23 protein-coding genes and 1 pseudogene are annotated in these 24880 nt (G+C 60.6%); 12 read left to right on the forward strand and 12 right to left on the reverse strand.

The genetic code is table 11. The annotated features are described in order from the left end of the window. Positions 1 to 2 precede the first annotated feature (2 nt). From AB8B31_RS23935 to AB8B31_RS23950, 4 genes are all read left to right on the forward strand, one after another. Positions 3 to 788 (forward strand): transporter substrate-binding domain-containing protein, encoded by a 786-nt coding sequence (locus AB8B31_RS23935; protein WP_018245710.1) that lies wholly within the window; start codon positions 3 to 5, stop codon positions 786 to 788. A gap of 80 nt (positions 789 to 868) precedes the next feature. Beyond that, positions 869 to 1540, forward strand: coding sequence for an amino acid ABC transporter permease (locus AB8B31_RS23940; protein WP_018245709.1), 672 nt, complete (start codon positions 869 to 871; stop codon positions 1538 to 1540). Further along, positions 1537 to 2196: an amino acid ABC transporter permease gene (locus tag AB8B31_RS23945; RefSeq protein ID WP_018245708.1), complete on the forward strand. Its 660-nt coding sequence runs from the start codon at positions 1537 to 1539 to the stop codon at positions 2194 to 2196. Before AB8B31_RS23940 ends, AB8B31_RS23945 begins: the two co-directional genes overlap by 4 nt. After that, positions 2174 to 2899, forward strand: coding sequence for an amino acid ABC transporter ATP-binding protein (locus AB8B31_RS23950; protein ID WP_018245707.1), 726 nt, complete (start codon positions 2174 to 2176; stop codon positions 2897 to 2899). Before AB8B31_RS23945 ends, AB8B31_RS23950 begins: the two co-directional genes overlap by 23 nt. Positions 2900 to 3047: 148 nt before the next feature. Here the strand turns inward: AB8B31_RS23950 and AB8B31_RS23955 are convergent, their stop codons facing one another. The 8 genes and pseudogenes from AB8B31_RS23955 to AB8B31_RS23990 form a co-directional block, all read right to left on the reverse strand. Continuing rightward, positions 3048 to 3419 carry a type II toxin-antitoxin system RelE/ParE family toxin gene (locus AB8B31_RS23955; RefSeq protein ID WP_018245706.1) on the reverse strand — a complete coding sequence of 124 codons (372 nt, stop codon included), beginning with the start codon at positions 3417 to 3419 and terminating at the stop codon, positions 3048 to 3050. Beyond that, on the reverse strand, positions 3419 to 3676 hold the full coding sequence (locus AB8B31_RS23960; protein WP_018245705.1) for a ribbon-helix-helix domain-containing protein: 258 nt from the start codon (positions 3674 to 3676) through the stop codon (positions 3419 to 3421). The genes AB8B31_RS23955 and AB8B31_RS23960 overlap by 1 nt, the downstream gene beginning before the upstream one ends. Positions 3677 to 3944: 268 nt before the next feature. After that, a pseudogene (locus AB8B31_RS23965) lies at positions 3945 to 4034 on the reverse strand (PspA/IM30 family protein); the annotation flags it as partial. A 293-nt stretch (positions 4035 to 4327) separates the two neighbouring features. Then, complete coding sequence (locus AB8B31_RS23970) at positions 4328 to 5329, reverse strand: IS30 family transposase (RefSeq protein WP_115156408.1); 1002 nt, start codon at positions 5327 to 5329, stop codon at positions 4328 to 4330. 259 nt (positions 5330 to 5588) lie between these two features. Then, positions 5589 to 6506, reverse strand: coding sequence for an oxidoreductase (locus AB8B31_RS23975; RefSeq protein ID WP_018516615.1), 918 nt, complete (start codon positions 6504 to 6506; stop codon positions 5589 to 5591). A 50-nt stretch (positions 6507 to 6556) separates the two neighbouring features. Then, positions 6557 to 7126, reverse strand: a complete 570-nt coding sequence (locus tag AB8B31_RS23980; RefSeq protein WP_018516616.1) for a TetR/AcrR family transcriptional regulator — start codon at positions 7124 to 7126, stop codon at positions 6557 to 6559. A 413-nt stretch (positions 7127 to 7539) separates the two neighbouring features. Further along, the gene (locus AB8B31_RS23985; RefSeq protein WP_018516617.1) at positions 7540 to 7884 is read right to left on the reverse strand and encodes a YkgJ family cysteine cluster protein; all 345 of its coding nucleotides are present in this window, start codon (positions 7882 to 7884) and stop codon (positions 7540 to 7542) included. A gap of 162 nt (positions 7885 to 8046) precedes the next feature. Next, the gene (locus AB8B31_RS23990; protein ID WP_018516618.1) at positions 8047 to 9276 is read right to left on the reverse strand and encodes a flavin monoamine oxidase family protein; all 1230 of its coding nucleotides are present in this window, start codon (positions 9274 to 9276) and stop codon (positions 8047 to 8049) included. 100 nt (positions 9277 to 9376) lie between these two features. On the opposite strand from AB8B31_RS23990, the gene AB8B31_RS23995 reads away from it, so the two are divergent. After that, positions 9377 to 10918 carry a cation:proton antiporter gene (locus AB8B31_RS23995; protein ID WP_018516619.1) on the forward strand — a complete coding sequence of 514 codons (1542 nt, stop codon included), beginning with the start codon at positions 9377 to 9379 and terminating at the stop codon, positions 10916 to 10918. Positions 10919 to 10981: 63 nt separating this feature from the next. On the opposite strand, the gene AB8B31_RS24000 is transcribed toward AB8B31_RS23995, so the two are convergent. After that, complete coding sequence (locus AB8B31_RS24000) at positions 10982 to 12040, reverse strand: LacI family DNA-binding transcriptional regulator (protein ID WP_018245688.1); 1059 nt, start codon at positions 12038 to 12040, stop codon at positions 10982 to 10984. A gap of 245 nt (positions 12041 to 12285) precedes the next feature. Here AB8B31_RS24000 and AB8B31_RS24005 point away from each other — a divergent pair, with 245 nt between their 5' ends. The 7 genes from AB8B31_RS24005 to fba all read left to right on the forward strand — a co-directional run bounded on the left by AB8B31_RS24005 (position 12286) and on the right by fba (position 20657). Next, entirely contained in the window at positions 12286 to 13269 is a 984-nt protein-coding gene (locus tag AB8B31_RS24005; protein WP_018516620.1) for an autoinducer 2 ABC transporter substrate-binding protein, read from the forward strand. A gap of 125 nt (positions 13270 to 13394) precedes the next feature. Next, positions 13395 to 14909, forward strand: coding sequence for a sugar ABC transporter ATP-binding protein (locus tag AB8B31_RS24010; protein ID WP_439007531.1), 1515 nt, complete (start codon positions 13395 to 13397; stop codon positions 14907 to 14909). After that, the gene (locus tag AB8B31_RS24015; RefSeq protein WP_018516622.1) at positions 14902 to 15930 is read left to right on the forward strand and encodes an ABC transporter permease; all 1029 of its coding nucleotides are present in this window, start codon (positions 14902 to 14904) and stop codon (positions 15928 to 15930) included. The genes AB8B31_RS24010 and AB8B31_RS24015 overlap by 8 nt, the downstream gene beginning before the upstream one ends. Next, the gene (locus tag AB8B31_RS24020) at positions 15930 to 16916 is read left to right on the forward strand and encodes an ABC transporter permease (RefSeq protein ID WP_018245684.1); all 987 of its coding nucleotides are present in this window, start codon (positions 15930 to 15932) and stop codon (positions 16914 to 16916) included. Before AB8B31_RS24015 ends, AB8B31_RS24020 begins: the two co-directional genes overlap by 1 nt. Positions 16917 to 17054: 138 nt before the next feature. After that, the gene (locus AB8B31_RS24025) at positions 17055 to 18122 is read left to right on the forward strand and encodes an IS110 family transposase (RefSeq protein WP_026188612.1); all 1068 of its coding nucleotides are present in this window, start codon (positions 17055 to 17057) and stop codon (positions 18120 to 18122) included. A 272-nt stretch (positions 18123 to 18394) separates the two neighbouring features. Further along, the gene (locus AB8B31_RS24030) at positions 18395 to 19243 is read left to right on the forward strand and encodes a sugar phosphate isomerase/epimerase family protein (RefSeq protein WP_026188701.1); all 849 of its coding nucleotides are present in this window, start codon (positions 18395 to 18397) and stop codon (positions 19241 to 19243) included. Positions 19244 to 19592: 349 nt separating this feature from the next. Then, positions 19593 to 20657, forward strand: coding sequence for a class II fructose-bisphosphate aldolase (gene fba / locus AB8B31_RS24035; protein WP_018245682.1), 1065 nt, complete (start codon positions 19593 to 19595; stop codon positions 20655 to 20657). Between the two features lie 7 nt (positions 20658 to 20664). Here the strand turns inward: fba and AB8B31_RS24040 are convergent, their stop codons facing one another. From AB8B31_RS24040 to AB8B31_RS24050, 3 genes are read right to left on the reverse strand one after another with little or no spacing between them, the layout of a single operon-like run. Then, complete coding sequence (locus AB8B31_RS24040) at positions 20665 to 22407, reverse strand: glycerol-3-phosphate dehydrogenase/oxidase (RefSeq protein ID WP_026188700.1); 1743 nt, start codon at positions 22405 to 22407, stop codon at positions 20665 to 20667. A gap of 43 nt (positions 22408 to 22450) precedes the next feature. Further along, a complete protein-coding gene (locus tag AB8B31_RS24045; protein WP_018516756.1) occupies positions 22451 to 23980 on the reverse strand; it encodes an FGGY-family carbohydrate kinase in 1530 nt (509 codons plus the stop codon). Positions 23981 to 24017: 37 nt separating this feature from the next. Continuing rightward, positions 24018 to 24860 carry a DeoR/GlpR family DNA-binding transcription regulator gene (locus AB8B31_RS24050; RefSeq protein WP_018444795.1) on the reverse strand — a complete coding sequence of 281 codons (843 nt, stop codon included), beginning with the start codon at positions 24858 to 24860 and terminating at the stop codon, positions 24018 to 24020. Positions 24861 to 24880 lie beyond the last annotated feature (20 nt).

Raw genomic sequence — 24880 nt, forward strand, 5'->3', positions numbered from 1 at the left:
ACATGCTGACAAGACGAGTATTTTTCGCAATCGCGACCCTGGCTGCAACCTTTGGCTTCGGCTCCACGTCTCACGCCGATGCTCTCGCCGACATCACGGCGCGCGGTACGCTGCGTGTCGCCGTCCCGCAGGATTTTCCGCCCTTCGGCAGTGTCGGCACCGATATGGCGCCGATGGGCTATGATATCGATGTCGCCAATCTCATTGCCGAAAAGCTGGGCGTCAAGACCGAACTCGTGCCGGTCACCAGCGCCAATCGCGTCCCCTATCTGCAGACGAATAAGGTCGATCTGGTCATATCAAGCCTCGGCAAGAATGCCGAGCGCGAAAAGGTGATCGATTTCTCCGTAGCTTACGCACCCTTCTTCAACGGCGTGTTCGCGCCGGCCGATGTTTCGATCGCCAAGGTGGAAGATCTCGCGGGCAAGAGCATCGGCGTCACGCGCGGCGCTGTCGAAGATCTCGAGCTGACGAAGATCGCGCCAGCCGACGCGACGATCAAGCGCTACGAAGACAACAACGGCACTATCTCGGCCTTCCTGTCTGGCCAGGTCGACACCATTGCGACCGGCAACGTCGTGGCTGCTGCGATCCTCGCCAAAAATCCCCCCAAGCGCCCTGAGATGAAGTTCCTCATCAAGAACTCACCCTGCTACATCGGTCTCAACAAGGAACAGGCAGCCCTTCTGGAGAAGGTGAACGGCATTATCGCTGCGGCCAAAACCGATGGCGCGCTGAACGCCATATCGCAGAAGTGGCTCGGCGCCGATCTCCCGTCGGATCTGTAAGGAACCCGGTCTCACGGATGTCATCCCGCGCCGCGCGCGGGATGACATGACGCTCCGTCACCGCAAGAGGGGACAATTCCTTGAGTTACCATTTCGAATTCGGCTGGCTGCTTGAATATTATCCTGACATCATCAAGGGCATACTGATCACCCTGGAGCTCATCGCGATCGGCGGAGTGCTCGGCATTTCGCTCGGCATTTTCTGTGCCTGGGTGCGCGCACTCGGCCCGGCCTGGCTGAAGCCTGTCGTTGCGACCTATGTCGAACTGATCCGCAACACACCGTTCCTCATCCAGCTCTTTTTCATCTTTTTCGGTCTGCCGTCGCTCGGCCTCAAGCTTTCCGAACTGACGGCCGCCAACCTTGCGATGGTCGTCAACCTCGGCGCCTATAGCTGCGAGATTATCCGCGCGGGAATCCAGGCAACCCCGAAGGGCCAGTTCGAGGCAGGCGAGAGCCTTGCCATGACGCGCTTCGAAACCTTCCGGCATGTCGTTCTCGTGCCGTCCCTGCAGCGCATCTGGCCGGCGTTGTCGTCGCAAGTCGTCATCGTCATGCTCGGCTCATCGGTCGTGTCGCAGATCGCCGCCGAGGATCTGACCTTTGCCGCGAACTTCATACAATCGCGAACCTTCCGCGCCTTCGAGGCCTACATCGTCTCGACAGCCATCTATCTTGTGCTGGCGATCCTGCTCCGGCAGGTGCTGGCGGTGGTCGGCGGGTTCATTTTCCCGAGGAGGGCGGCGCGATGATCGAGTTCACACTCTGGGACATCCTGCGCAACCTGCTGCTCGCCACCCGCTGGACGGTCCTGCTTTCGCTCGTCTCGTTCATTGGCGGCGGTGCGGTCGGACTGGGGCTGCTCTTCCTGCGCATTAGCAAGCGCAAGGCATTCAGGGCGCTTGCGAAATATTATATCGAGCTCTTCCAGGGCACGCCGCTGCTGATGCAGCTCTTCATCGCTTTTTTCGGTCTCGGCCTTTTCGGGATAGATGTGCCGGCCTGGCTTGCTGCGGGATTGGCGCTCACTCTGTGGAGCGCCGCCTTCCTCGCCGAAATCTGGCGAGGCTGCGTCGAAGCGGTGGCGAGGGGTCAATGGGAAGCCTCCGCCAGCCTCGGCATGGGGCGGTTGCAGCAAATGCGCTACGTCATCCTCCCGCAGGCGCTGAGGGTCGCCATACCGCCCACGGTCGGTTTCTCCGTTCAAATCGTCAAGGGAACGGCGCTGACCTCGATCATCGGTTTTGTCGAATTGTCGAAAGCCGGCACGGTGGTCACCAATGCCACCTTCCAGCCCTTCACCGTCTACGGGCTCGTCGCCCTCATCTACTTCGCCCTCTGCTGGCCTTTGTCAAAAAGCAGCCAGATCCTGGAAAGGAAGCTCAATGTCGCTCATCGAAATCACTGAAGTCCGCAAGAGCTTTGGCACCACCGAGGTGCTGAAAGGCATCAATCTCGATGTGGAGGCCGGCGAAGTCATCGCCATTATCGGGAAGAGCGGTTCGGGCAAATCGACCCTGCTTCGCTGCATCAACGGCCTGGAGGCCATCACCGACGGCTCGATCTCCGTGGCCGGCGCGCAGCTCCTCGATGACGAAGTGCATCTGAAGGCATTGCGTCTCAAGGTCGGCATGATCTTTCAGCAGTTCAACCTCTTCCCGCACCTGACCGTCGGCGGCAACGTCATGCTGTCGCAGACCGTGGTCAAGAAGACCCCGAAAGCCGAAGCCGAGGCGACCGCCCGCAAGATGCTGGAGCGGGTAGGGCTGGGCCACAGGTTCGACGCCTATCCCGACGAGCTCTCGGGCGGCCAGCAGCAGCGCGTCGCCATCGCCCGCGCGCTCGCCATGCAGCCGACCGCACTTCTCTGCGACGAGATTACCTCCGCACTCGATCCGGAACTGGTCGCCGAAGTTCTGGCCGTGGTGCGCGAGCTTGCCGCCGAGGGAATGACGCTTCTGATGGTAACGCACGAGATGAAGTTCGCCCGCGATGTCTGCAGTCGCGTCGTCTTTATGCACCAGGGCCGCGTTCACGAAATAGGCCTGCCGGAGGAAGTCTTCGCCAATCCGCAGACGGCCGAGCTGAAGCAATTTCTCGGCGTCAATTAGGAAACGACGACATCTCTCGCTTATACCGGCCGGCATCGTCGTCGGGGATGGCGCGCGAGCGCCGCTTTGCTCGTGCGGAGGCAGACGAGGGAAGAGGCCGCGCATGCCAGACTATTGTGTCCGGTGGGCTGCTCATGGTCGACCGTCCTCAGGACTTCGACCGAGGGTGTCCCATCAACGTTTCATACTCTCTGTCGGTCAATCGTTCGACTGCCCGCAGCTGTGCGGGAATGTCCATCCGCTCGTGTAAGACCGCGGCAATGACGAAGGTTGCATCGTCAGCGACAATGTAGACGGCGTAATGGTGCTCGACTTTGTGCAATCGGAAGAGTGAGTTCCCGACGCGCTCGTCGCTCTTTGTCCTCACGCGGGCATAGGCTTCGGGGATGCCTTCAAATCCTGCCCGCAGCAGGCGGCCGTACGCCTTTGCCTGTTCGGGGGACCATTTGCGCGCCGTTTCGCGGACGGCCAAACGATAGTTATCAAGTGCGGCCGGCAGGATGAGAACGCGTGGAGCCACTAGCGCAGTTCTTCATCCAGTTCCGCGTCGACGGCATCAAGAGCCGAAAGGGGCAGCATTTCTCCGCGCCGGAATTCCCCTTCCGCCCGCAGCAGTGATCGGATGGCATAGCGGCGGTCTTCTTCGCGTGCCATATCTTCGCGAATAAGGGCGCGCACATATTCACTCGGGGTCGTGTACTGGCTCTTCCCGTTGGCGCGCATATCGACAAAGGCGCGCATTTCATCGGGCAAGCTCACATGCAGGCTGCTGGTCATGCCGCACCTTCCTTCAAATTTCTGAATGAATTGTTGTGTATCCATACCTCGATGTCAATATTTGACATCGAGACGTTCGGTTGCAGACCGGGATGCTCGCCTGGATCATGCAGGGACTCGCCAGATCGTAAGGGAATCCGTCTGATTAAGGCATCCAGCCGCAGATAGCGACGATGAATCTTTCCACCTGCTGGCCAACAAGCGAGCAGGCGCTCCAATCCGCAGGCGTGCCGGGAACGGCAGGCAATGCTGCCGTTCCCGGGAATTGTCAGTCTTTGCTGCCAGTAGGGGCGGGCAGCAAGACGGGCTCGGCCGAATGTCTCGGCAGCATCAATTGTGCAAGAATGTAGTCGGCTGAGCCCAAGCAGCTCGGCGGCTTGGACAACACTTAGGCGTCGATCACGGATCTTCTGAATGACTTCGAGGCGATGCAATTCTTTCTGCGACATGGTGATCAAACAGGGCATGACGACTCCGACCGCTCATGGTCTCGACCAGGCTGAAGGTCGTCATCCTTGCTCCCAACGTTGGCATTGACCAGAACGTCGAGAGGCGAGACTGTCGCATCTCTAACTGGCCCAACTGTCGCATTACTAAATAGCCCTGGAGAATCTACACCAAGTGCAACATGGGCGTTTGAAGGGTAGGGGATCAGCCGCATTCACGCAAATGCGCCATGAAGACCTCGGCCGGTGTTTTGTAGCCCAAGCACTTTCTTGGCAGCGAATTCAGCTGATGGGCGAGGTCGACAAGTTGCTTCTGAGCGACATTGGACAGATCCGTATCGCCAGGCATGAAGCGTCGAATGCGCTTGTTGGTGTTCTCGACAGCGCCTTTCTGCCAAGGCGAATTGGGATCGCAGAACCAGCTCCTGGCGCCGATCCCATCTTCCAAAGCCCTGAAAGCGGAGAACTCCGTGCCGCGATCAAAGGTGAAGCTTCGGCGTGCAAAAGACGGCAATGGTGAGAAGGCATGGATGATCTTGTCCATGATCGGTCGCGAGTGACGGCTGCGGTTCTTGATCATCACCGTATAGCGGCTCTTGCGCTCGACGAGAGAGGTGACGTTGGTCTCTCCGAGTTCACGCCGGAAGATCAGGAGATCGCCCTCCCAATGCCCGAACTGTGATCGATCATCAATAAAATCAGGTCGTTGGGAGATTCTGTAGTCGAGCGGGATTAAGCCGTCGCGCGGTTTGCGTGCGCCGCGGCGCCGACGCCTGCGCCGTCGTTCCGGCAGGTGCTGATACAGCCCGAGCGGATAATCTTCCTTGCAATAGATGAAACGATAAATCGTTTCCGGGCAAATGCGCACAGGACTGACGCCATCGGCGAGAAGCCGGCCAGCGATCTGCTCAGGTGACCAATGCGCCTTCAGCCGGTCGATGACGAGATCGCGCAGATGCGGATGGCGTCTGAGTTTGCGCAGCCGTCGTCGGCGCTCCTTGCTCATGTCGTTGGCGATACCGCTGTAATAGCCGCTGTATTCCGGAAATTCGTGATCCTGGAACGTATTGCGTTTAAGCTCGCGATAGATCGTCGAACGATGACGACCGAGTTGGCGGGCAATCTCCGAGACGGAAACCTTGCGTTCTCTAAGATGAAAAAGACGCTTGCGATCAGGCAGGGTGAGCTGCGAATAGCAAAGGGACATGCATATATCTCCAAGGCGAAGCCATTGTTTTTATAAGCATGTCGCACTTGGAAATAGAATGTACCCCCCAACATCAATCGATCGCATAACGTAGTTTATGGAACTACCTCGAGAGAGGTAGAACATGGCTGTTTGCACGCGTGCCCCAAAGGTGCAGCGGGACGAAAACTTCGGCGATCATAGATGTGGCTCCGTGAGTGCGGCCCTGATTTTTCCCTTGCATTCTGCTTGAAGCATCTGCTTCGGGCTAGTGTTTCTATCAGGCGGGGGCCAAGCCCGGATCGATCCCGGTCATCGCAATAGAGACGTCCCAGAGACGCTTTGACAGAGTTGGATCCTGGGCATCGGGGGCACGTTTCGCCTCACCGGACGGACCCCGAATTCCGCCAAACCCGGTTGGCCCGTAGTAACCACCCGGCATCACCTTGTCTGTCGCCGCCTGCAGCGCAGGCCAGGCCCCCTTAGCCGCGCTGTTGAGGAGCAGACCGACGATCGGACCCGCGAGTTGGATGATCCCCATGTGCCGCCCAAGACTGGTACTCGCAACGCCCGGATGGCACCCGACAGCCGTAACTGGAGAATCTGCCGACCGTAGGCGCCGATCCAACTCGAAAAAAAACAGTGCGTTTGCCAACTTGCTGCCGCCGTAGCGGCCGTTCTTGTTATAGCTTTTCTCGGCGTTGAGGTCGTCCCAATCGATCCTCCCCTTCAGGTGCGCAATGCTGGATGTCACGACGACACGCGATCCCGGCGTTTCTGCCAGCTTTGGCAAGAGCAACGTTGTCAGCCCAAAAACGCCAAGATGATTGACGCCGAACTGGGACTCGAAGCCTTGCTCGGTGCGTGTCAAGGGTGGGTTCATGATGCCTGCATTGTTGATCAACACGTCAATGCGCGGCTCTCTCGCGGCAATTTCAGCCGCAGCTCGAACGTTGTCGAGATCGCCCAGATCAAGCGGCAACCAGGCTAGATCAGCCTTTGGCGTGATATGCCTGATCCGCGCTATTGCCTGCTCTGCCCTAGCGCGTTCCCGGCATGCCAGTAGGACACGAGCGCCCCTTGCAGCAAGCACTTGTGAGATTTCAAAGCCAATACCTGCGTTGGCACCTGTGACGATGAAGGTCTTTCCCGTTTGGTCGGGAACACTCGCTTCCGTGAAACCAATAGAATGAGCCATGTCGCTTTCCTTTTGAATGAGTATTTAGGCACTCAATAATGAGTCAAATTTTATGCGGCAGTACCTTTCCAAAACAGGTCGAAACCAGCCTGTCGGATGTTCTTGTCCTGTTTCGGGTTGGCGGTTATCGCGTTGATCGTGATTTCGGCAAGGCCGAACAGGACCGTATCGATATAGAAGTCAATCCTTTCAGGATCGGCACGTCCGGCAAGACATGCCGCTACGATTGCCCGTGCATCGTGGACCATGGCTTTGCTTTTTTGTCTGCTCTGCGCGGTTACCCGATCTGAAACCTTGAGCTGTCTGACAGCCTTTCGAGCGGTCGAATTGGTCAATCCCCAATCCACCAGACGGTCCCACACGCGTCTTAGCCTTTGGCGAGGAGCGTCCCCATCCGGATATGGAGCAAGCATCCGCTCCATCAGATCGATTTCGATCGACATGAAGAGTTGATTGAGTAGATCGTCCTTGGTTGGAAAATAAGTGAACAGCGTTCCCTCGGACACGCCCGCAGCCTTTGCAATCTTCGCGGTCGACGCCTCAGTTCCCAAGCGGGCTACAAAATCGCATGCCGCCTCAAGCAAGGCTTGCCGTTTTTCTTCGCTTAGAGGACGCGCCATATGACCGAGTTCAATTGAGTGAGTTATTACTCATCTAAATAAGTATCCCATTTGGAGAGTCAAGAGGATTTATTGACCAGCGGTTAGAATAGTAGCAGCTATTTTGAACGCATCACTGTGCTGCTAGGTGTTGTGGGCGCTGCCGTCCTTGGTCCTTGCCGTGACAGGACCCTCAGACAGCAAGCAGAGCCGAATGCTGACGGTTGGAAACGCTCGGCGTAGTCATCTGAGCGCTGCCAGCGCTACCCGCCACGCCGAGACTTTGGGCAAGTCCTCGAAGATTTGCTTTGATACCACCGGATCGATCATGTCGGTCGCGGGTGTTGAATCGCCACAGTCGGTTTTAAAGTGCCGCGCCTAGCGCGCAATCGCGGTCATAGCCAACATTGGCGCGGGGGACCGCGCCACTCATCTCAGTTGATTGGCAAACGCGCATCGATGTGACCGGGCGGCAAACTTGGCTGACCGATCCCGAAGAACTCGCGCGCGGTCAGGCAAGCGCCATCCCCTGGGACGCAGGCGCGGCAGACGTCAGGCCGAAGATCGTACACTTGACAGGATGTCTCCGAACCGACGCGACCGACCAGTGCGGAGCAACGCGCACCGTCGCAACGCATTCCCTGCTCGTTCGCGGCTACGAACTGCGCCGGCAGCAAATCGAGAGCAGCTTCTGTTTCGGTGGAAAATCTGGGCCAGGTCGACGAATAGGAGCAGCAGGCTCCGCAGCTTCGGCAATCAAAATCGATCAGTGATGTCATGAGCCGCTCCTACCACACAGCCTGCCAATGATAAAGCTGCCGGCTAACCGCTTCTCTTGGAGCGAGCGTATCCATCTTCATCAGGCTCCTCGTCCTGACGTTGGGCGGTGAAATTCCACCTTAAGAATGTGTTTTCTAAACTAGGGGTCAGTCGCGGGGATATCATGAGCGTGTTAGAACAGCCGCAGCCTGGTCGGCGGCCCGCAACCCGCTTTCCCATGCGCCATGCGCGGTCGAAAAGTCGGACTGGTGCGTCGCCTCGCCGGCGAAAAACAGCCGGTCGCCGACCGGGCGCGCCAGGACTGCGCGCGCGCCCGCATGGCCGGGCCGTGCATGGCTGTAGGAGCCGCCTATCCAATCGGTACGACACCAGGAAGAGGCCGTGAGGGGCCGCAGATGGCGGCGAATGTTGCTGCCGAGCAGCGATGACAGCTGGTCGAGTGCGAAGGCAAATGCCTCCACCAAACCCGCGCGTTCGATGACGACAGCGCCGTTTCCGCCAAAGAAGCCTTCGATGATCGGCCGGCCGAGCGGCCGGATATAATAGCTGCCGGTCTCGGCATTTTGCGGGTCGCCGAGCAGATGGGTTTCCGGCTCCAGACCATGATTGCCATGGAGTTCCAAAAACAGCTTGTCTGCGAGGCCAAGCGGCAGCTGACTTGCGGCATGGAGGTGATCGTCGGCCTCCGGGTCGAAGATAATGGCTCCGCGGGCCAGAACGGCGGTCGATGACGTGATGATCGCGGTACCTGATGTGACCGGGCCGCGGTCGGTCTCCAGCTGAATGCCGCTCCCGGTCAATGCCACACGCCGAACGGGGGTCGAAAGGCGCAAGGCGACGTTCGGAAGGGCAGCGCTGATCAGACTTCCATAGCCTTCGTGCACCCGCCAATTGGCATCGGTTGCCGCATTGTCATAGGCAAGAAAGTCAGCGACTGACAGCCGATCGAGCGGTGCGCCGTTCATATATCCGCTGAGGGACTGGCAGTAGGCGTTCCATTTGCCGCCGGGCTCCAGTGCGTCCGACGCCCTGTCGCTGGCGGGGGGATTTGCCCGCATCCGCTCCTCAAGCGCGTTCCATTCGGCCGCCGCCGCCGCGCGCTCATCCTGCGTGAAGCCGAGATCGCGCCACTGGCTTTGCCACGCCGTCGGTCCGCGCTCGATATTGAACCCAGCGTCACGGCCGATGGCGACGAGAGGATTGCGCTCGGCAGAGTGCAGCCAGCCGCAACCCATATCCAGCGGCATTCCGGCCAGTTCGATTGTCCAGGCTCGTCCGCCTACGCGGTTGCTGGCCTCCAGAATGATGACCGAGCGCCCGGCATCGGCCAGGCTTTTTGCTGCTGCAATGCCGGCTGCTCCAGCCCCGACAATCGCAACCTCGTAGTCCATCGTCGCCCTCCGCCGCTGCGTCATCAGCTTGATACGACACAAGCTTTACATCGGGGTTGCACCCGCTTCAATGTGCCCGAAAGCCTGCTAGTATGCTGACATGACGTTCTTCGAAACACTTGTCGCATTGCTGGCGGTTGCCATCCTGCTGCTGCAGGTCACGCGTCGCATGCGCCTGCCCTACCCCGGCATTCTGGCTGCCGCCGGCGTCGCCGTGGCGATGTTGCCAGGGGCGCCGACGATTCCGATCGATCCTCCGACGGCGCTCGCCCTGTTCATTGCGCCCGTCCTTGTCGATTCGGCCTATGACTTCCCGGTGGGGGCGGCGCGGCGCATGCTGCTGCCGCTGTTCTTCTATGCGGTCGTCGCCGTTCTCGTCACGACAGGCGTGGTCGTGTCGATCAGCATGCTGACCGTCGGGCTTCCGATTGCGGTTGCGGTCACACTTGGCGCAATTGTTTCGCCGCCCGATGCCGCAGCCGCCACGGCAGTCCTTTCCAATTTGCCCGTCGCCCGGCGTGTAGATGCCCTGCTCAAGGGAGAAAGCCTGTTCAACGACGCGACCGCATTGCTGCTTTTCGGCGCCGCGCTGACTGTCCAGGCGCGTGGTGGGCTGGATGCCGGAACGGCACTTCAGGTGGGGATCGCCGCACCTGGAGGGATCCTGTTCGGCATCGTCTTCGGCTTTTTTGTCTCGCGGCTTCGACCGATAACCGAGAACACGGTCGGCGGGACCCTGCTTCAATTCGTCTACGCTTTTTCAACCTGGCTGATCGCCGAACATCTGCATCTGTCGGCTGTCCTTGCCACAGTGGCGAGCGCAATGACGCTCGCCACGCTCTCTTCGGTCAGGGATTCACCGCGGATGCGGGTACATTCCTTCGCCGTCTGGACGACCGTCGTCTTCCTGCTGAACGTTGTGGCTTTCCTGCTGATGGGCCTGCAGGCGCGCCGCATCCTTGAGGCGATGTCGGCCGAAGAGCTTCAGCGGGCGATGGGATTTGCCGTCATCGTGGTGGTCGGCGTGATCCTGGCGCGCATGGCGATGGCTTTCCTGCTTCACGCCGTCGTTGCGTCTCGTCACCGAAGCGGCCATGAATTGGCGCCGTTCACATCCGGGGAGACCTTCCTGGTCGGTTGGGCCGGTATGCGTGGCCTCGTTACGCTGGCGACGGCCTTCGCGCTCCCCGCCGACTTTCCCGAGCGAGACCTGGTCGTGCTCACAGCCTTCGCGGTGGTGCTCGCAACCCTGGTTATTCAAGGGGCGACCTTGGCTCCAATGATCCATCTCCTGAAACTCGGTCGGCAGGCAGAAGTCCGTGATGAACTCAAGGTGGCCCGAAGATCGCTCGCCGAAGCGGCTTTTCAGCGGCTTGAGAAGGAAAACGGCACTGAGGCCGAAGCGATCCGGACGATCTGCAGGGACCATTGGACCGCGTCAACCGAGGCAAACAAGGCTTCGGCGCTCGATCGCCGCCGCGACCTGACGATCGCCGCCGTTCTCGCCCAGCGCCAGCGCCTCGAGGAATTGCGCGACACAGATCAGATCGGCGCGACGCAATATCTCGAGCTGCAGGAGGACCTGGACTGGAAGCAGCTCTCCGTCGGCTCGGATGAGGATCGCCGCATCACAGAAAGCTAGAGCCGATAAGGCATCACACAGTGCTGCTCCGTCAGCCCAGCCTCTCAAATGAGGCGGGACGCATCACTCGATATCCTTCAGCGCATCGAGTGGGCCGGTCAGCGCCGTGCGCGGTGGGACGAGGGTCGGCCGCACCAGATGCGTGATTGGCGGGCCGCGGTCTGCATCAAGGATCGCAAACCCCTTGGTGATCATCGCCTCGCTGTCCTGCCGGATCATGAAGACGGGGAAAGGCAGGAAGGAGCCAAAGGGATCGTAGTCGTAGCAGCCAACGATGATGTCGGCGAAGGTCTCATGCGGATGCAGCGCGAGGAAGCGCATCAGCCCTTCGAGATTGATCGAGGAATTGACGAAAAATGTGCGCGGCAGCTTTCCGTGGCCTTCGTAGAAGGCTTCAAAGGCACGCGCCGTCATGGCCGGGGAATAACCGGTCGGCTGGATGCAGACATCCGGATCCGCGCCCAGAAGTGCGCGCTTTACGTCGCGGAAACCGCGAATTCGCTCGTGGCTGGCATGGTCGTTACGGCCGCCGAACAGGTACAGATCGTCAGGTGAAAGCGGGCCATCCTCCTGCGCGCGTTCGATGATCGCCTGCGTCAGCATGCGCGCACCTTCATAATTGTCGCTGATGACCGACGGCGCCAGCGTGCCCGGCAGATCGATGTTGACGTGCTTCAGCCCTGCCTTTTCGCAGACCTTGTGTACGCCATCCGGATCGGTTGCGCCGGCGATGAAAAGTTCGTCGATCGAATAGGAGATCAGTGTCTCGACGACCTGGCGCTCCTCGTCCGGATCGCGACAGGCGCTGACGACGAGGGGGCACTGGCCGCGGCTTCTGACCTGTGCCTCGAAAGACTGCGCCATGGAGGAGAAATAGCGGTTGTCGTGCACCGGCAGCAGAAGACCGACGAGGCCGGAGCGGGACGAACGCAGGCCGCGGGCCTGCAGATTTGCCGTGTATCCGTGCTCGTTCGCCAGGTTCTGAATGAGCTGGGCGGTCGCCTCCTTGATACGCCTCTTCCGCCAGCTTCCGTTGAGCACGGCGCTTACGGTGGAAGCCGACGCACCTGATAGGATCGAGAGATCGTAGATTGTCGCCTTCTTCTTGCTGATGTCTGCCATATCTCGCCTTTTCCGCTGTCGTTCCCTTAGAAACAAATCCCTCTTGACGAAAGCCCTACCTTGATCGATAGTCATTGCACCATCGATTGTGCAAAAAAGAAAGATCGATTGCGCAAAAATGGTTCGCCGGAGGAGGCGGGACGGGAGGCAAGGGTATTCCCTCGCCAAGAAGCAACCAGGAACAACCTGCCGCAAAGCGGCCGGTGGTCGTCGTTCGCCATGAGCGACCTTGAGGAGGAGTGAAGATGAGGAGACTTATCGTAGCGGCATTTGCCGCATCGCTGTCGCTTGCCGGGGCGGTGGTCGCGTTTGCGCAGGACGCACCGAAGGTCGGCGTTGTCGTCAAGATCGGCGGCATTCCATGGTTCAATGCGATGGAAGCCGGCATCAAGGAACAGGGCAAGAAATTAGGCGTCGATGCCTTCATGATCGGCCCGACCAGCGCCGACCCGGCGCTGCAGGTGCGCGCCATCGAAGACCTGATCGCCCAGGGTGTCAAGGTCATCGGTGTGGTGCCGAACGATGCCAAGGTGCTCGAGCCCGTGCTCACCAAGGCGCAAGCCGCCGGCATCAAGGTCATTACGCATGAATCGCCCTCGCAGAAGGGCGCCGACTGGAATTTCGAACTCGCGTCGTCGACCGGTTTTGGTGAGGCGCATGGCAAGCTGCTCGCCGAAAAGATGGGTGGCAAGGGCGAATATGCCGTCTTCGTCGGCTCGCTGACCGTTCCGCTGCACAATGCCTGGGCGGACGCCGCAATCGCCTATATCAAGGCGAATTATCCGGACATGAAACTCGTCGGCGACCGTTATGGCGTCGCAGAAGATGTCGACAAAAGCCGCTCGACAGCGCTTGATCTCATCGCTGCCCATCCGGATCTGAAAGGCTTCCTCGCCTTCGGCAGCCAGGGCCCGATCGGTGCCGGGCGCGCTGTCGAAGAACGCCGCAAGACGGGCAAAATCTTCGTGCTCGGCCCGTTCTCGCCCGGCCAGGGCCAGAAGCTGATCAAGTCCGACGCGATATCGGGCGGCTTCATGTGGAATCCGAAGCAGGCCGGCGAAGTCTTCGTCACGCTCGCCGATCGCCTGATCAAGGGCGAGAGCATCAAGGAAGGTGATGACATTCCGGGTCTCGGCGTGATCAAGCCTGTTGGTAACGACATCATCGTCGATCAGCTGCTGCCGATCAACAAGGATACGGTCGACGACCTGGCCGCAATGGGCCTCTGAAGAGGCCCCCTCCCCGGGTGTCGGGCCGGTCGATACGTACCGGCCCGGCGTTCGGGAAAAGAGCGATATCCGGCCATGGCTGGACCATTGACCTTTCATGGCATTCGACTGGACAGGCAACCGGCATGAGCATGGCAACGGATGATGGTGTGAAGGCCCAGCCGCTTCTTTCACTTCGCGGCATCAACATGACATTCGGCGGTGTGAAGGCGCTGAAAAACGTCTCCTTCGAAGTCCTGCCCGGCGAGGTGCATTGCTTGGCCGGCGAGAATGGTTCCGGCAAGAGCACCCTTATCAAGGTGATATCAGGCGTCTATCGGCCTGCAGACGGCGCCGAGATCGTCTTCGACGGTGAGACGATATCCCACATGACGCCTGGCATGGCCCAGTCCCGCGGCATCCAGATCATCTGGCAGGACCTCGCGCTCTTTCCGGAAATGAGCGTGGCCGAAAACATCGCCTTCCAGACCCTTTCCGGTTCGCGCCCGCGCTTCGTCAATTATGCCGCGATCCGCGGAACAGCCGAGGAGGCACTCGCCCGGCTCGGCATCACCCTCGACGTCGACAGGCCTCTCAAGGACTTCGCCATCGCGCAGCGTCAGATCGTCGCCATCGCCCGCGCGCTGGTTGGAGAGGCCCGGATCGTCTTCATGGACGAGCCGACCGCGTCGCTCACCCAGTCTGAGACCGATCATCTGCTGGCGATCGTGCGCACGCTGTCGGCTTCGGGCGTTGCCGTGGTCTTCGTCAGCCATCGCCTTGCGGAAGTGCTGGAAATTTCCTCGCGCATCACGGTGCTGCGCGATGGTGCGCTGGTCGGTGTCTATCCGGTGGAAGGCATGACCCAGTCTAAGATCACCGAGCTGATGACCGGGCGCACCTTCGACCAGAATGTTCGCGCCCGCGACCTGTCGCACAACCCGGTCCTGCTTTCTGTCAGCAAGCTTTCCCGGCCTGGCGAGTTCGAGGACATCTCCTTCGATCTGCGCCGTGGCGAGACCCTCGGGATCACCGGCCTGCTCGGCTCCGGGCGCACCGAACTCGCGCTCACGCTGTTCGGCATGCGCGGGCCCGCCGCCGGAACGATCGTGTTGGAGGGAAAGCCGGTGCGCTTTGCCTCCAACCGCGAGGCGATCACCTCAGGCGTCGCCTATCTCTCCGAAGACCGCCTTTCGCTCGGTCTCAACCAGCCGCAATCCATCGCCGACAATCTGGTCATGGCCTCCCTCAACCGTATCCTGGGCCGCCGGCTCATCTCGCCGGAAAAGAAGCGCTCGCTGGTCGCGCGCTGGATCGCCGATCTCGGCGTCAGGATCGGCAAGCAGGACGATGCGATCTCGACGCTTTCGGGCGGCAACCAGCAGCGCGTCGCGATCGCCAAATGGCTCGCCACCGATCCCAGGGTGCTGATCCTCGATGCGCCCACGGTCGGCGTCGATGTCGGCGCCCGCGCCGGCATCTTCGAAATCGTTGCACGCCTCGCCGAGGCGGGGCTGGCGATCATCCTGATTTCGGACGAGGTGCCGGAGGTCTATTTTAACGCCGATCGGATCATCCATATGGAAAAGGGCCGCATCGCCGGCTGGCATGATCCGCGCGCGACTACGCTGAAAGACCTGGAGGCGGCGGTCTATGCGTAAGCTGTTCTTGTCCCATACAACTGAATTCGTGCTGTTTGCCGTCATCCTCGCGATGAGCATTGTCCTGGCTTTCATGACCGACCGTTTCTTCACGCTCGGCAATGTCTTCGACCTGCTCAATATCAGCGCGGTCAATATTATCTTTGCCGTTGGCCTGCTCGTGGTGCTGATATCAGGCGGGATCGACATCTCCTTCGCGGTCGCAGCCTCGATCGTGCAATATGTCACTGCACTTGCGCTCGAGAGGATCGGCGGGGGTGGATGGGTATCCGGCTTCCTGATTGCGGCCGGCATCGGCATCGTGCTCGGCGTGATCAACGCCTTCCTGATCCACCGCTTCCGCATCATCTCGATCGTCGCGACGATCGCGACCTTCAACGTCTATTTCGGCTTGCTGATGTTTTTCACCAAGGGGGTGTCGATCTACAATCTGCCCGACTGGCTGACGAGCCGCGTCATCATCTACGAGCGCGAAATGGCCGATGGGAGCTGGGCTGAGATCACCTTGCCGGTTGTGGTCATGGCCGTCTGCACGCTCGCCACATGGTTCTTCATTACCCGCACGACGACCGGCCGGCAGCTCTACGCCTTCGGCGACAATCCGGAAGGCGCGCGCCGCTTCGGCATCAATATCGGCGCCATGCAGTTCATCGCCTTCGGCTGGCTTGGGTTGATGGCAGGCATCGCCGGGCTCATGCAGGCGCATTATGCGCAGGAGGTCGTGCCGAACGCACTCTACGGCCGCGAACTCGATGTGCTCGCTGCCGTGGTGCTCGGTGGGGCGCGGCTGGGCGGCGGCAAGGGCTCGGTGCTCGGTTGCGTGCTGGGCGTGCTGCTCGTCTCGATCACCCAGAACGGCCTCAACCTGATGGGCGTCTCGCCCTTCGCCTTCAAGATGATCGTCGGCGCGATCATCCTCGTTGCGATCACCTTGTCGAGCGCCCGCATCGGCAATCTGGTGCCAGTGTTTGCGACCCGGAAATCGACCGGTGACAGGCCTGCAGGCAGGGGAGAGAGCTGATGAACGCGCTTGCCGCCCGCTTCAACGCCATCTTCGGGGCCGACATGGCCGGTCCCCTCGCCGCGCTGGCGGCCGTGCTTGTCGTCTTCAGTTTCGCCTCGCCGCATTTCCTGACGGGCGCGACCTTCGGATCGGTCGCCTTTCAGCTTCCCGAGCTGGGTGTTCTGACGCTTGCCATGCTGATGCCGATCCTCACCGGCGGCCTCAACCTTGCGATCACCTTCACCGCCAACATCGCCGGCCTGACGCTCGCCTGGACGCTGCAGGCCAATGGCGGCATCGATGCCGGCCCGGGCGCCTTCCTGCTCGGCTCGGCTCTGGCGCTTGCCGTCGGTGCCGCCAGCGGCCTGGTCATGGGCCTCGTCATCGCCTTTACCCGCGCCCATCCGATCCTCGTTTCGCTGTCGATGATGATCTTTCTGCGCGGCCTCGGCGAGTTCCTGACGCGCGGCGGCGATATCTCGGGCTTCCCTACCTTCATCGCTCCGATCGGCCACGGCAGCATCCTCGGCATCCCGGTACCTTTGTTGATCCTGATCGCCTGCGTAATCGCCAGCCACATTCTACTCTCGCGCTCCAAGCTCGGCTTTTCCACCTACATGATCGGCTCCAATATCGAGTCTGCCCGCTATTCCGGCATCAACACCCGCAAGGTTCTGGTGCTGGTCTATATGCTTTCCGGCGTGATGGCTGCGGTTGCCGGCATCATCATGCTTGCGCGCTTCAATTCGGTGCGCGTCGGCCACGGCGAGTCCTATCTGCTGATCACCGTGCTCGCCTGCTTTCTCGGCGGCATCAATCCTTTCGGCGGCTTCGGCCGCGTCCTGCCCGTCTTCGTGGCGCTCATCGTGCTGCAGCTTCTCTCTTCGGGGCTCAACCTGCTCGGCGCCAACCAGCACCTCACCACTGCCGTCTGGGGTATCCTGCTCATCGTCGTGATGGTGCTGCGGTGGTTCTCGGCCAAGTTCATCAGAATCGTGAAATAGGAGGTGGCATGAAAGAGGCCGCGGCCGTTGAGAGAACGGATCACTGAGATGCAGATGATGATCGAGGGACAGTCACACTTCCAGCCTTTCGGCTTATCTTATTGGGGTTTCGAAGATCTCAATAAGGGAGTTGGAAGCATGACTGCCTCTTATGAATACCATATCGGGGTCGACTACCACAAATCCTACAGCCACCTGGTGGTTCAGGACAGCAGCGGCAAGACGCTGAGATCCGGCCGGGTGAAGAACGACCGACAGTCGCTCGGCGGGTTTCTCGAACGCTATCGGGAGAACTCGCATGCGGTTGTCGAGGCGACGCGCAACTGGATGGTGATCTACGACTGGCTCGACGACATTTGTGATGATGTCGTTCTCGCCCATCCGCTGAAGGTTAAGGCGATCGCCGACGCCAAGATCAAGACCGACAAGATCGACGCGACGGTGCTGGCACATCTGCTCAGAGCCGATCTGGTACCCGAAGCCTGGGCGCCAAGCGAGAGATCGCGGGACCTTCGCGTCGCGCTACGCGAACGGATGTTTTACGTGCGGCTGCGCACGATGACCAAGAACCGCATCGTCACGGTGTTCGACCGCTATCCGGAGCAGACGGCGCAATTGAAGAAGCTTGGCGACCTGTTTGGCAAGGCCGGCCGCGTCCAGCTGGCTCAAGTGAACGTCTCTGAGATCGACCGCATCCAGATTGATCGTGGTCTCGCCTTCATCGGCGACATCGACATGCGGATCAAACAGTCGGAAGCAACGATCCGGGCGATGACCAAGGCCAATGCCAACGTCAAGCTGTTGAAGACGATCCCCGGCATCGGCGAGTTCTTCGCCCGGCTGATCGATGCGGAGATCGACGACATATCGCGGTTCCGCCAACCGAAGAAGCTTGCCGCCTATGCCGGGCTTGTGCCCTCGACCTATTCCTCCGGCGGCAAGACCTTCCACGGCAAGATCATCAAGCAGGGCAACAAGTGGCTGCGCTGGGCCTTCGTCGAGGCGGTAACACCTGCCATCGCCAGCGATCCACAGCTGCGCGCCCAATACGAGCATCTGAAGATCAAAGGAATAAACAAGGCGCGGGTTGCCATCGCGCGCAAGCTTCTGACGATCGCCTTCCAGATCCTGCGTGACCAGCGCGCCTACGAGCCGCGCGGCACCGCCACCATGGAAGGCGCGTCGACGATATCCCGGTTGTCCTGATGGTCGTTTAGCGAGCTCGGCAGGACTGGGCTGCGCTCCTCTAGGAGAATGGGAAACCGGGAGCCGAACGCCACTCTGTGACCGAAGCCCCAGGCATCAGGTCACGCATTGGAGACTGGTTCAAGAACCGAAGGACAGCAAAGCGATCTGTCCGGCGGAAAGAGAGACTTTGCCGATCGGTACGAATGCCGGTCAAAACTTAACCGAACCCAAGGAAAAGCCGCCAAATGCTGGTGTTCTGCCCCTTGCGTTCTTTCATTGGAGATACGATCATGGAAGGTTTCGGCGTTCACACCAGCATGTGGACCATGAACTGGGATCGCGCAGGTGCCGAAAAGGCGATTGCCGGAGCCGTGCACTACAAGATGGATTTCATCGAGATCGCGCTGCTGAACGCGCCTGCCGTCGATGCCAAACATACCCGCGCCCTGCTTGAAAAGAATAAGCTGCGCGCCGTCTGCTCGCTCGGCCTGCCGGAACATGCCTGGGCCTCGGTCCGCCCGGATGCCGCAATCGAGCACCTGAAGGTTGCGATCGAAAAGACTGCAGAAATGAACGCCGAGGCCCTGTCCGGCGTCATCTTCGGCGGCATCGGCGAGCGCACCGGCGTGCCACCGACGCAGGGCGAATACGACAACATCGCCAAGGTGCTCGACGTAGCGGCAAAGCATGCTAGGAAGCACGGCATCCAGCTCGGCGTCGAGGCCGTGAACCGCTATGAGAACCACCTGATCAACTCGGCGCAGCAGGCCGTCGAGATGGTGGAGCGCGTCGGCGCGGATAACATCTTCGTTCACCTCGACACCTACCACATGAATATCGAGGAAAAGGGTGCGGCAAATGGCATCCTGATCGCCCGCGATCACCTGAAGTACATCCATCTTTCGGAAAGCGACCGCGGCACACCGGGCTACGGCAACATCCCGTGGGATGCGATCTATGCCGCGCTCGCCGCAATCGGCTTCAAGGGCGGGCTTGCGATGGAAAGCTTCATCAACATGCCGCCTGAGGTCGCCTATGGCCTGGCCGTCTGGCGCCCCGTTGCACGCGATATGGAAGAGGTCATGGACAAGGGCCTGCCGTTCCTGCGCAATAAGGCGGAACAATACGGTCTCATCTGACCCGGTTTGCCGGATATTCCGAATTCCCCTGTTGGCCGACTGCCATCAACGACAAGCCATAACCGCAGCGGCCGCACGGGTGTCTGGCTGAAGAGTTCTTGCCATCGCCGGCAAGGGGGCGTGACGCCCGTCTCTTCAGCACAGGCACCGAATTTCATTCGGCTCGTGCATGCGAAATGACTCTTGAGAAATATCATACTGTTTGTGATATTGTTATTGATGCTTGTTACTTTCCTCCCCCTATGCCATTTTGCCTGTTAAAATAAGGCGCTTGAACGGCCCGCGCCCGGGCTCTAGTTTCAAAGAGATGGCGGCGGTTCGATCGACCATCGATATGGGGGAATCTTGGATGGCACGCATTACGCTGAGGCAACTGCTCGACCATGCTGCGGAGGAAGGCTACGGCGTTCCCGCTTTCAACATCAACAACATGGAGCAGGCGCTCGCCATCATGGAGGCCGCGGATGCGTGCCAGGCGCCGGTTATCATGCAGGCGTCGCGCGGAGCCCGCGCCTATGCCAATGACATCATGCTGAAGCACATGATGGATGCCGTCGTTGAAATCTATCCGCATATTCCAGTCTGCGTGCATCTCGATCACGGCAACGATCCCTCCAACTGCATGACGGCGATCCAGGCGGGCTTCACCTCGGTAATGATGGATGGTTCACTGAAGGCGGACGCCAAGACGCCCGCCGACTGGGCCTATAATGTCGGCGTCACCAAGATGGTGACTGACATGGCGCATTTCGGCGGCATCTCAGTGGAAGGCGAACTCGGTGTTCTCGGTTCTCTCGAGACCGGCATGGGCGAGGCCGAGGACGGCCACGGCGCCGAGGGCAAGCTTTCGCATGACCAGCTGCTGACCGACCCGGACGAAGCGGTGAAGTTCGTGCGCGAAACCAAGGTCGATGCGCTCGCCATCGCGATGGGCACATCGCATGGCGCCTACAAGTTCACCCGCAAGCCGGACGGTTCGGTACTGGCGATGAACGTCATCGAAGAAATTCACCGCAAGCTTCCGAACACACATCTCGTCATGCATGGCTCGTCCTCGGTCCCGATCGAACTGCAGGAGATCATCAACAAGTATGGCGGCCAGATGAAACCGACATGGGGAGTGCCGGTCGAGGAAATCCAGCGCGGCATCAAGAACGGCGTGCGCAAGGTCAACATCGACACCGACGGCAGAATGGCGATGACCGGCCAGATCCGCCGCGTGCTGCAGGAAGATCCAAGCGAGTTCGATCCGCGCAAATATCTGAAGCCGGCGATGACGGCGCTGACCAAGCTCTGCAAGGAACGCTTCGAACAGTTCGGCACCGCCGGCATGGCCGGCCGCATCACGCCCCTCCCCGTTTCGGAAATGGCGAAGCGTTACAAGTCCGGTTCCCTCGATCCGGCTTTCTCCTGAAACTGGGTTAGCCCGAGGCCGGGCGCGGTGTCTTTTCCGGCTCGGCGGCAACCTTGCCTGTCAGTGCTTGGCCGTGGAAGCGGCCCAGCTGGCTGACAACGTCCTGGATTTCGCTTGCCGTTCGTTCGGCATTCCAATCGAGCGCTGCCCCGGCAACGCCGGCGATTTCCCGCAGGCCTTCCAGCGTCAACCGGCCCTCGATCGCAAGCGTCGTACGACGCATCACGATGTCCGACAGGTGGACGACGATTTCGTTCCGGGCGATCCAGTCGATCTCGCGGAGACTGTAACGCGGCGCACCCGCCAGGCGCTGCTCGTCGGTATAGCCTGAAGGAGAAGAAAGCAGGGCTGCGGCCGTCGTGCCGTAGCGGGCGAGCAGTTCGTCGGCACGCTCGGCGGCAACGCCGCTGCGTGATGCGGTATCCCTGATCCAGGCGCTACGTTGCTGGGCATCAGCCGGAAAGGCCTTGCCGCCGCCGACCGCCAGATAGCGTGTCGACTGGCTGCGGCTGCGCTGCAGCCGGGAGAGAACGGTGTCGGCGACCTCTTCCGCAAAGCCACGGAACGTCGTCCACTTGCCTCCGACCAGCGAAATGATCGGAAACGGTCTGCCGCTCTCTGGCTCCTTCACCGGCGCGGAGTGATCACGGCTGATTAGCCCCGGTGCTGCCGCATCTGACGCCGGCAGCGGGCGGATACCGCTATAGCTGTAAACGACCTGGTCGCGATCGATGCGGAGCGTCGGCAGCAGCGAGCGGACACTTTCGAGAAAATACTCGGTTTCCGGCTCCTCGCAGCGGACATTGTCCGGATCATCCGCCGGAATGTCGGTCGAACCAACAAGTGCCAGCCCGAGATAGTCGTAGACCAGGCAGATTCGGCCGTCGTCGGCCTCGAAATAGATCATGTGGCCGTTGAGGCTTCGCACCAGCTCGGGATGGTCAAGCAGGATATGGGAACCCTTGGTGCCGCCGATCAGGTGCGATGGGGCACCGAGTAAAGTGTTGACGTGATCGATCCAGGGACCTGCCGCATTGACGACCAGTTTGGGAGCAACGGTGACATCGCGACCATCGGGCTGCCGGAAGGTCAAATGCCCCTCTGAAACGGCAGCCAGTGTCGCGAAATTTGCCGCGAGGCTCCGCGCGTTCGCATCGAGACCATCGCTCACGAGCTCATAGACGAGTCGCTCCGGCCTGCTGATCTTGGCATCGTAATAGATGCCGCCGGCGACGATGGCGGGGGTTACATGCGGCATTTCCTTGCGCGCCTGTTTCTTCAAGATCAGCCGGTGGCGCGGCATGACCTGGTCGCGTGAACCGAAAAAGTCATAGAGCCGAAGCCCGATCTTGATGAGCACGGCTCCACGGCTGCGTGGCGCCGTCTTCGACCCGAAGAGCGTTCTGATCGCTGCCCAGATACCGCGGGTCCAGGAAAAGACCGGAATGAAGGTCGGCAGTGGCTCGACGCAATGCGGCGCGTTCTTGAGCAGGAGGTTGCGCTCAAGCGTCGATTGCGCAACCAGTCCGAACTCACCCGTTTCAAGATATTTCAGGCCGCCGTGAATGAGCCGCGATGGTGCGGCGCTCGTGCCGGAACCAAAGTCGGCCTTGTCGACGATCAGGCAATTGACACCCTGTAGCGAGAGGTCGCGGAACAGGCCGGCGCCGTTGATGCCCGCCCCGATGATCAAAACGTCGATATCGTTCTCGCCGGGATTCGAGAAGCGCTGCTGCAAATCGGGGGTCATGCTCGTCGTCCTAAATTGCCCGCCGCAGCAGGCATTTGTCTTTTCAGTTTGCCGATTGTTCCGGCGCAAGCGCGGCAATCCTAGGCCAAAGGGGGATCATCGCGTCGGCAATGTCGCGGAACACCTGGTAACGCTTTTCATAATCCGCGCTGCGCGCCGCATCCGGCCGGCAAGTCTTTGCGATGGCGGCCGTGTCGCGCGGATCGCTCTGCGGATCGGCGAAGACCCCAGCACCCGACCCGGCACAAAGCGCAGCACCCCAGGCGGCCGCCTCATCCGTCTCGGTTACCGTGACCGGCATGCCAAGCACATCGGCAAACATCTGCACGACGGCAGGGTTGCGCGAGATGCCCCCGGCGAGCCGCGCCTGATCGAAGGCAAAGCCGTCGCGAAGCGCGTCGACATGAATGCGATGATTGAACGCGATGCCCTCAAGCACGGCGCGCAGCATGTCGCCGCGGTCGTGCCATCCACCGAGCCCGAAGAAGCCGGCGCTGGCCGCCGCGCCATAGGGCGAGCCGAACAGATAGGGATGGAAGAGCGCGGTCGAGGGGCGCTCGAAGGCGGCCTCGATCTCGGGCGCCAGCAGGGCGTGGATCGAGTTGCCTTGCACCTCGCCATTCTTCCGTTCGGCAGCGCAGAGCGTGTCGAGAAACCAGTCGTAGTTCGCTGTCGATGCCGGGGAGATCGACATGCTGTTCCAGATGCCGGGTGCAATCCCGTTGCGGCAGAACCAGCGCCGGTCGACACGCGGTTCCGACGAAAGCGTCTCGTTGATCGAATAGGTCCCAGCAATGACCGCGACAACGCCCTTGGCATAACCCCCTGCCCCGAGCGCCGAGGCCGTGACGTCGTGCAGACCGGCAACGACAGGCGTTCCTTCGGCGAGGCCCGTCAGTTGCGCGGCTTCACGGGTCACGCGTCCGACGATCTGGTCAGAGCGCGAGGCTGGTGGCAAGGCGTGGACGAGATCCTGCAATCCAAACAGCCGCAGGGCGTCCTCACTGTAGTTCTGCGTCTTGACATTGGTGAAGGAGGTGCTGGCTTCGGTGCGGTCCGTACCGATGGTCCCGGTCAGGCAGAACCGCAGCCAGTCCTTGCAGCTGAAGAAATGGCCGATGCGCTTATAGCGCTCAGTCTCGATTTCGCGGATCCAGGCAAGCAATGCCGATGGCGCGGAGACGTGCGGGATCTGCCCCGTCAGTTCGATCGCCAGGTCGGCGACGTCGCTTTTCGTCCACCGGTCGACGATCGCCCCTGCCCGGCTGTCCAGCGAGAGAATGGCCCGGCCGAGCGGCTTCCGGGCGTGATCGAGCAGGTAGATGCCGTCTCCGTGCGCGGTAGCGGCCATGCCCGCTATGTCGCTTGCCGGCCGCCCGCTGAGTGAAATCGCTTCGCGGATGGCATCGGCCGTCGCGTTCCACAATTCATCCATGTCGCGCTCGATATGGCGGGCCTTCGGAATGAACTGCGTCACCCGGCGCCGGGCGGCTGCAAGCGGCGTGCCGTCGACATCGAAGATGACCGCCTTGGTGACTGTCAAACCACTATCGATCCCGAGCAGTGTCGGCATTCAGGTTTACCTCACGAGGGACAACCGGCCCGTGCCGTCAGGAGCGCCCTCCGGCGCCCTTGGCGATGACCACGTTGATATCTCTGGACCGCATGCGGTCGATGTGCACCGGCTGGGTCTTGTCGTCGACGATAACGACGTCGAACTCATCCAGTGCTGCGAAACTGTGGAGTGCACGCCGTTCGAACTTGGTATGATCGGCAAGCAGGATGCGTTTTACGGAACAGTCGAACATGGCGCGCTTGGTATCGACTGTTTCAGGGGACTGGTGCAGCACCGTGCCATCGCTGATCGCCGACATCGAGATGAACGCGACATCTGCCCTGAGTGCCTTGATCTCGTTGATGGTGATGCGACCCATGAAGGCATTGCACCAATTGTAATATTGGCCGCCGAGGGCGAGCAGCGTCACGTCGTGCAGGCCCGTCAGCGCATTCATCAACGTCAGGGAATTGGTAATTGCGGTGACCGGCACCTTCGAAGGCAGATGCGCCGCCATCTGAAGTACCGTGGTCGAGTCATCGAAAAAGATGGCCTGTCCCGGTTCGACGAATTGCATTGCCGCCTCGGCGATCAGCTTCTTTTCCACAGACTGGCGGTTCGAGCGATAGACGTCGCTGGACTCGATGAGATTGGTCGCCGCCGCCGTGACAATGCCGCGCGTCTTCCTGAAGAGGCCGCGGCTGACGAGTTCATCGACATCGCGGTGAGCCGTCATCAGGCTGATCCCAAAGCGGTCGGTCAGGTCTTCAATCCGCATCGAGCCTTCACCCATCACGGCCTCTGCAATCATGCGGCGGCGCGCGATCTGGCGCGTCTGCCGGCTGTCGCTGGTGAGCTGGTCCAACAGATCGTCGTCCCGGCTGGTCTTCTGTGTCACGGGTCACCCCTGTCGCTGAA

Source organism: Rhizobium sp. 62_C5_N11_2 (assembly GCF_051811185.1).
In the GTDB taxonomy this organism is placed as follows: Bacteria; Pseudomonadota; Alphaproteobacteria; order Rhizobiales; family Rhizobiaceae; genus Rhizobium; species Rhizobium leguminosarum.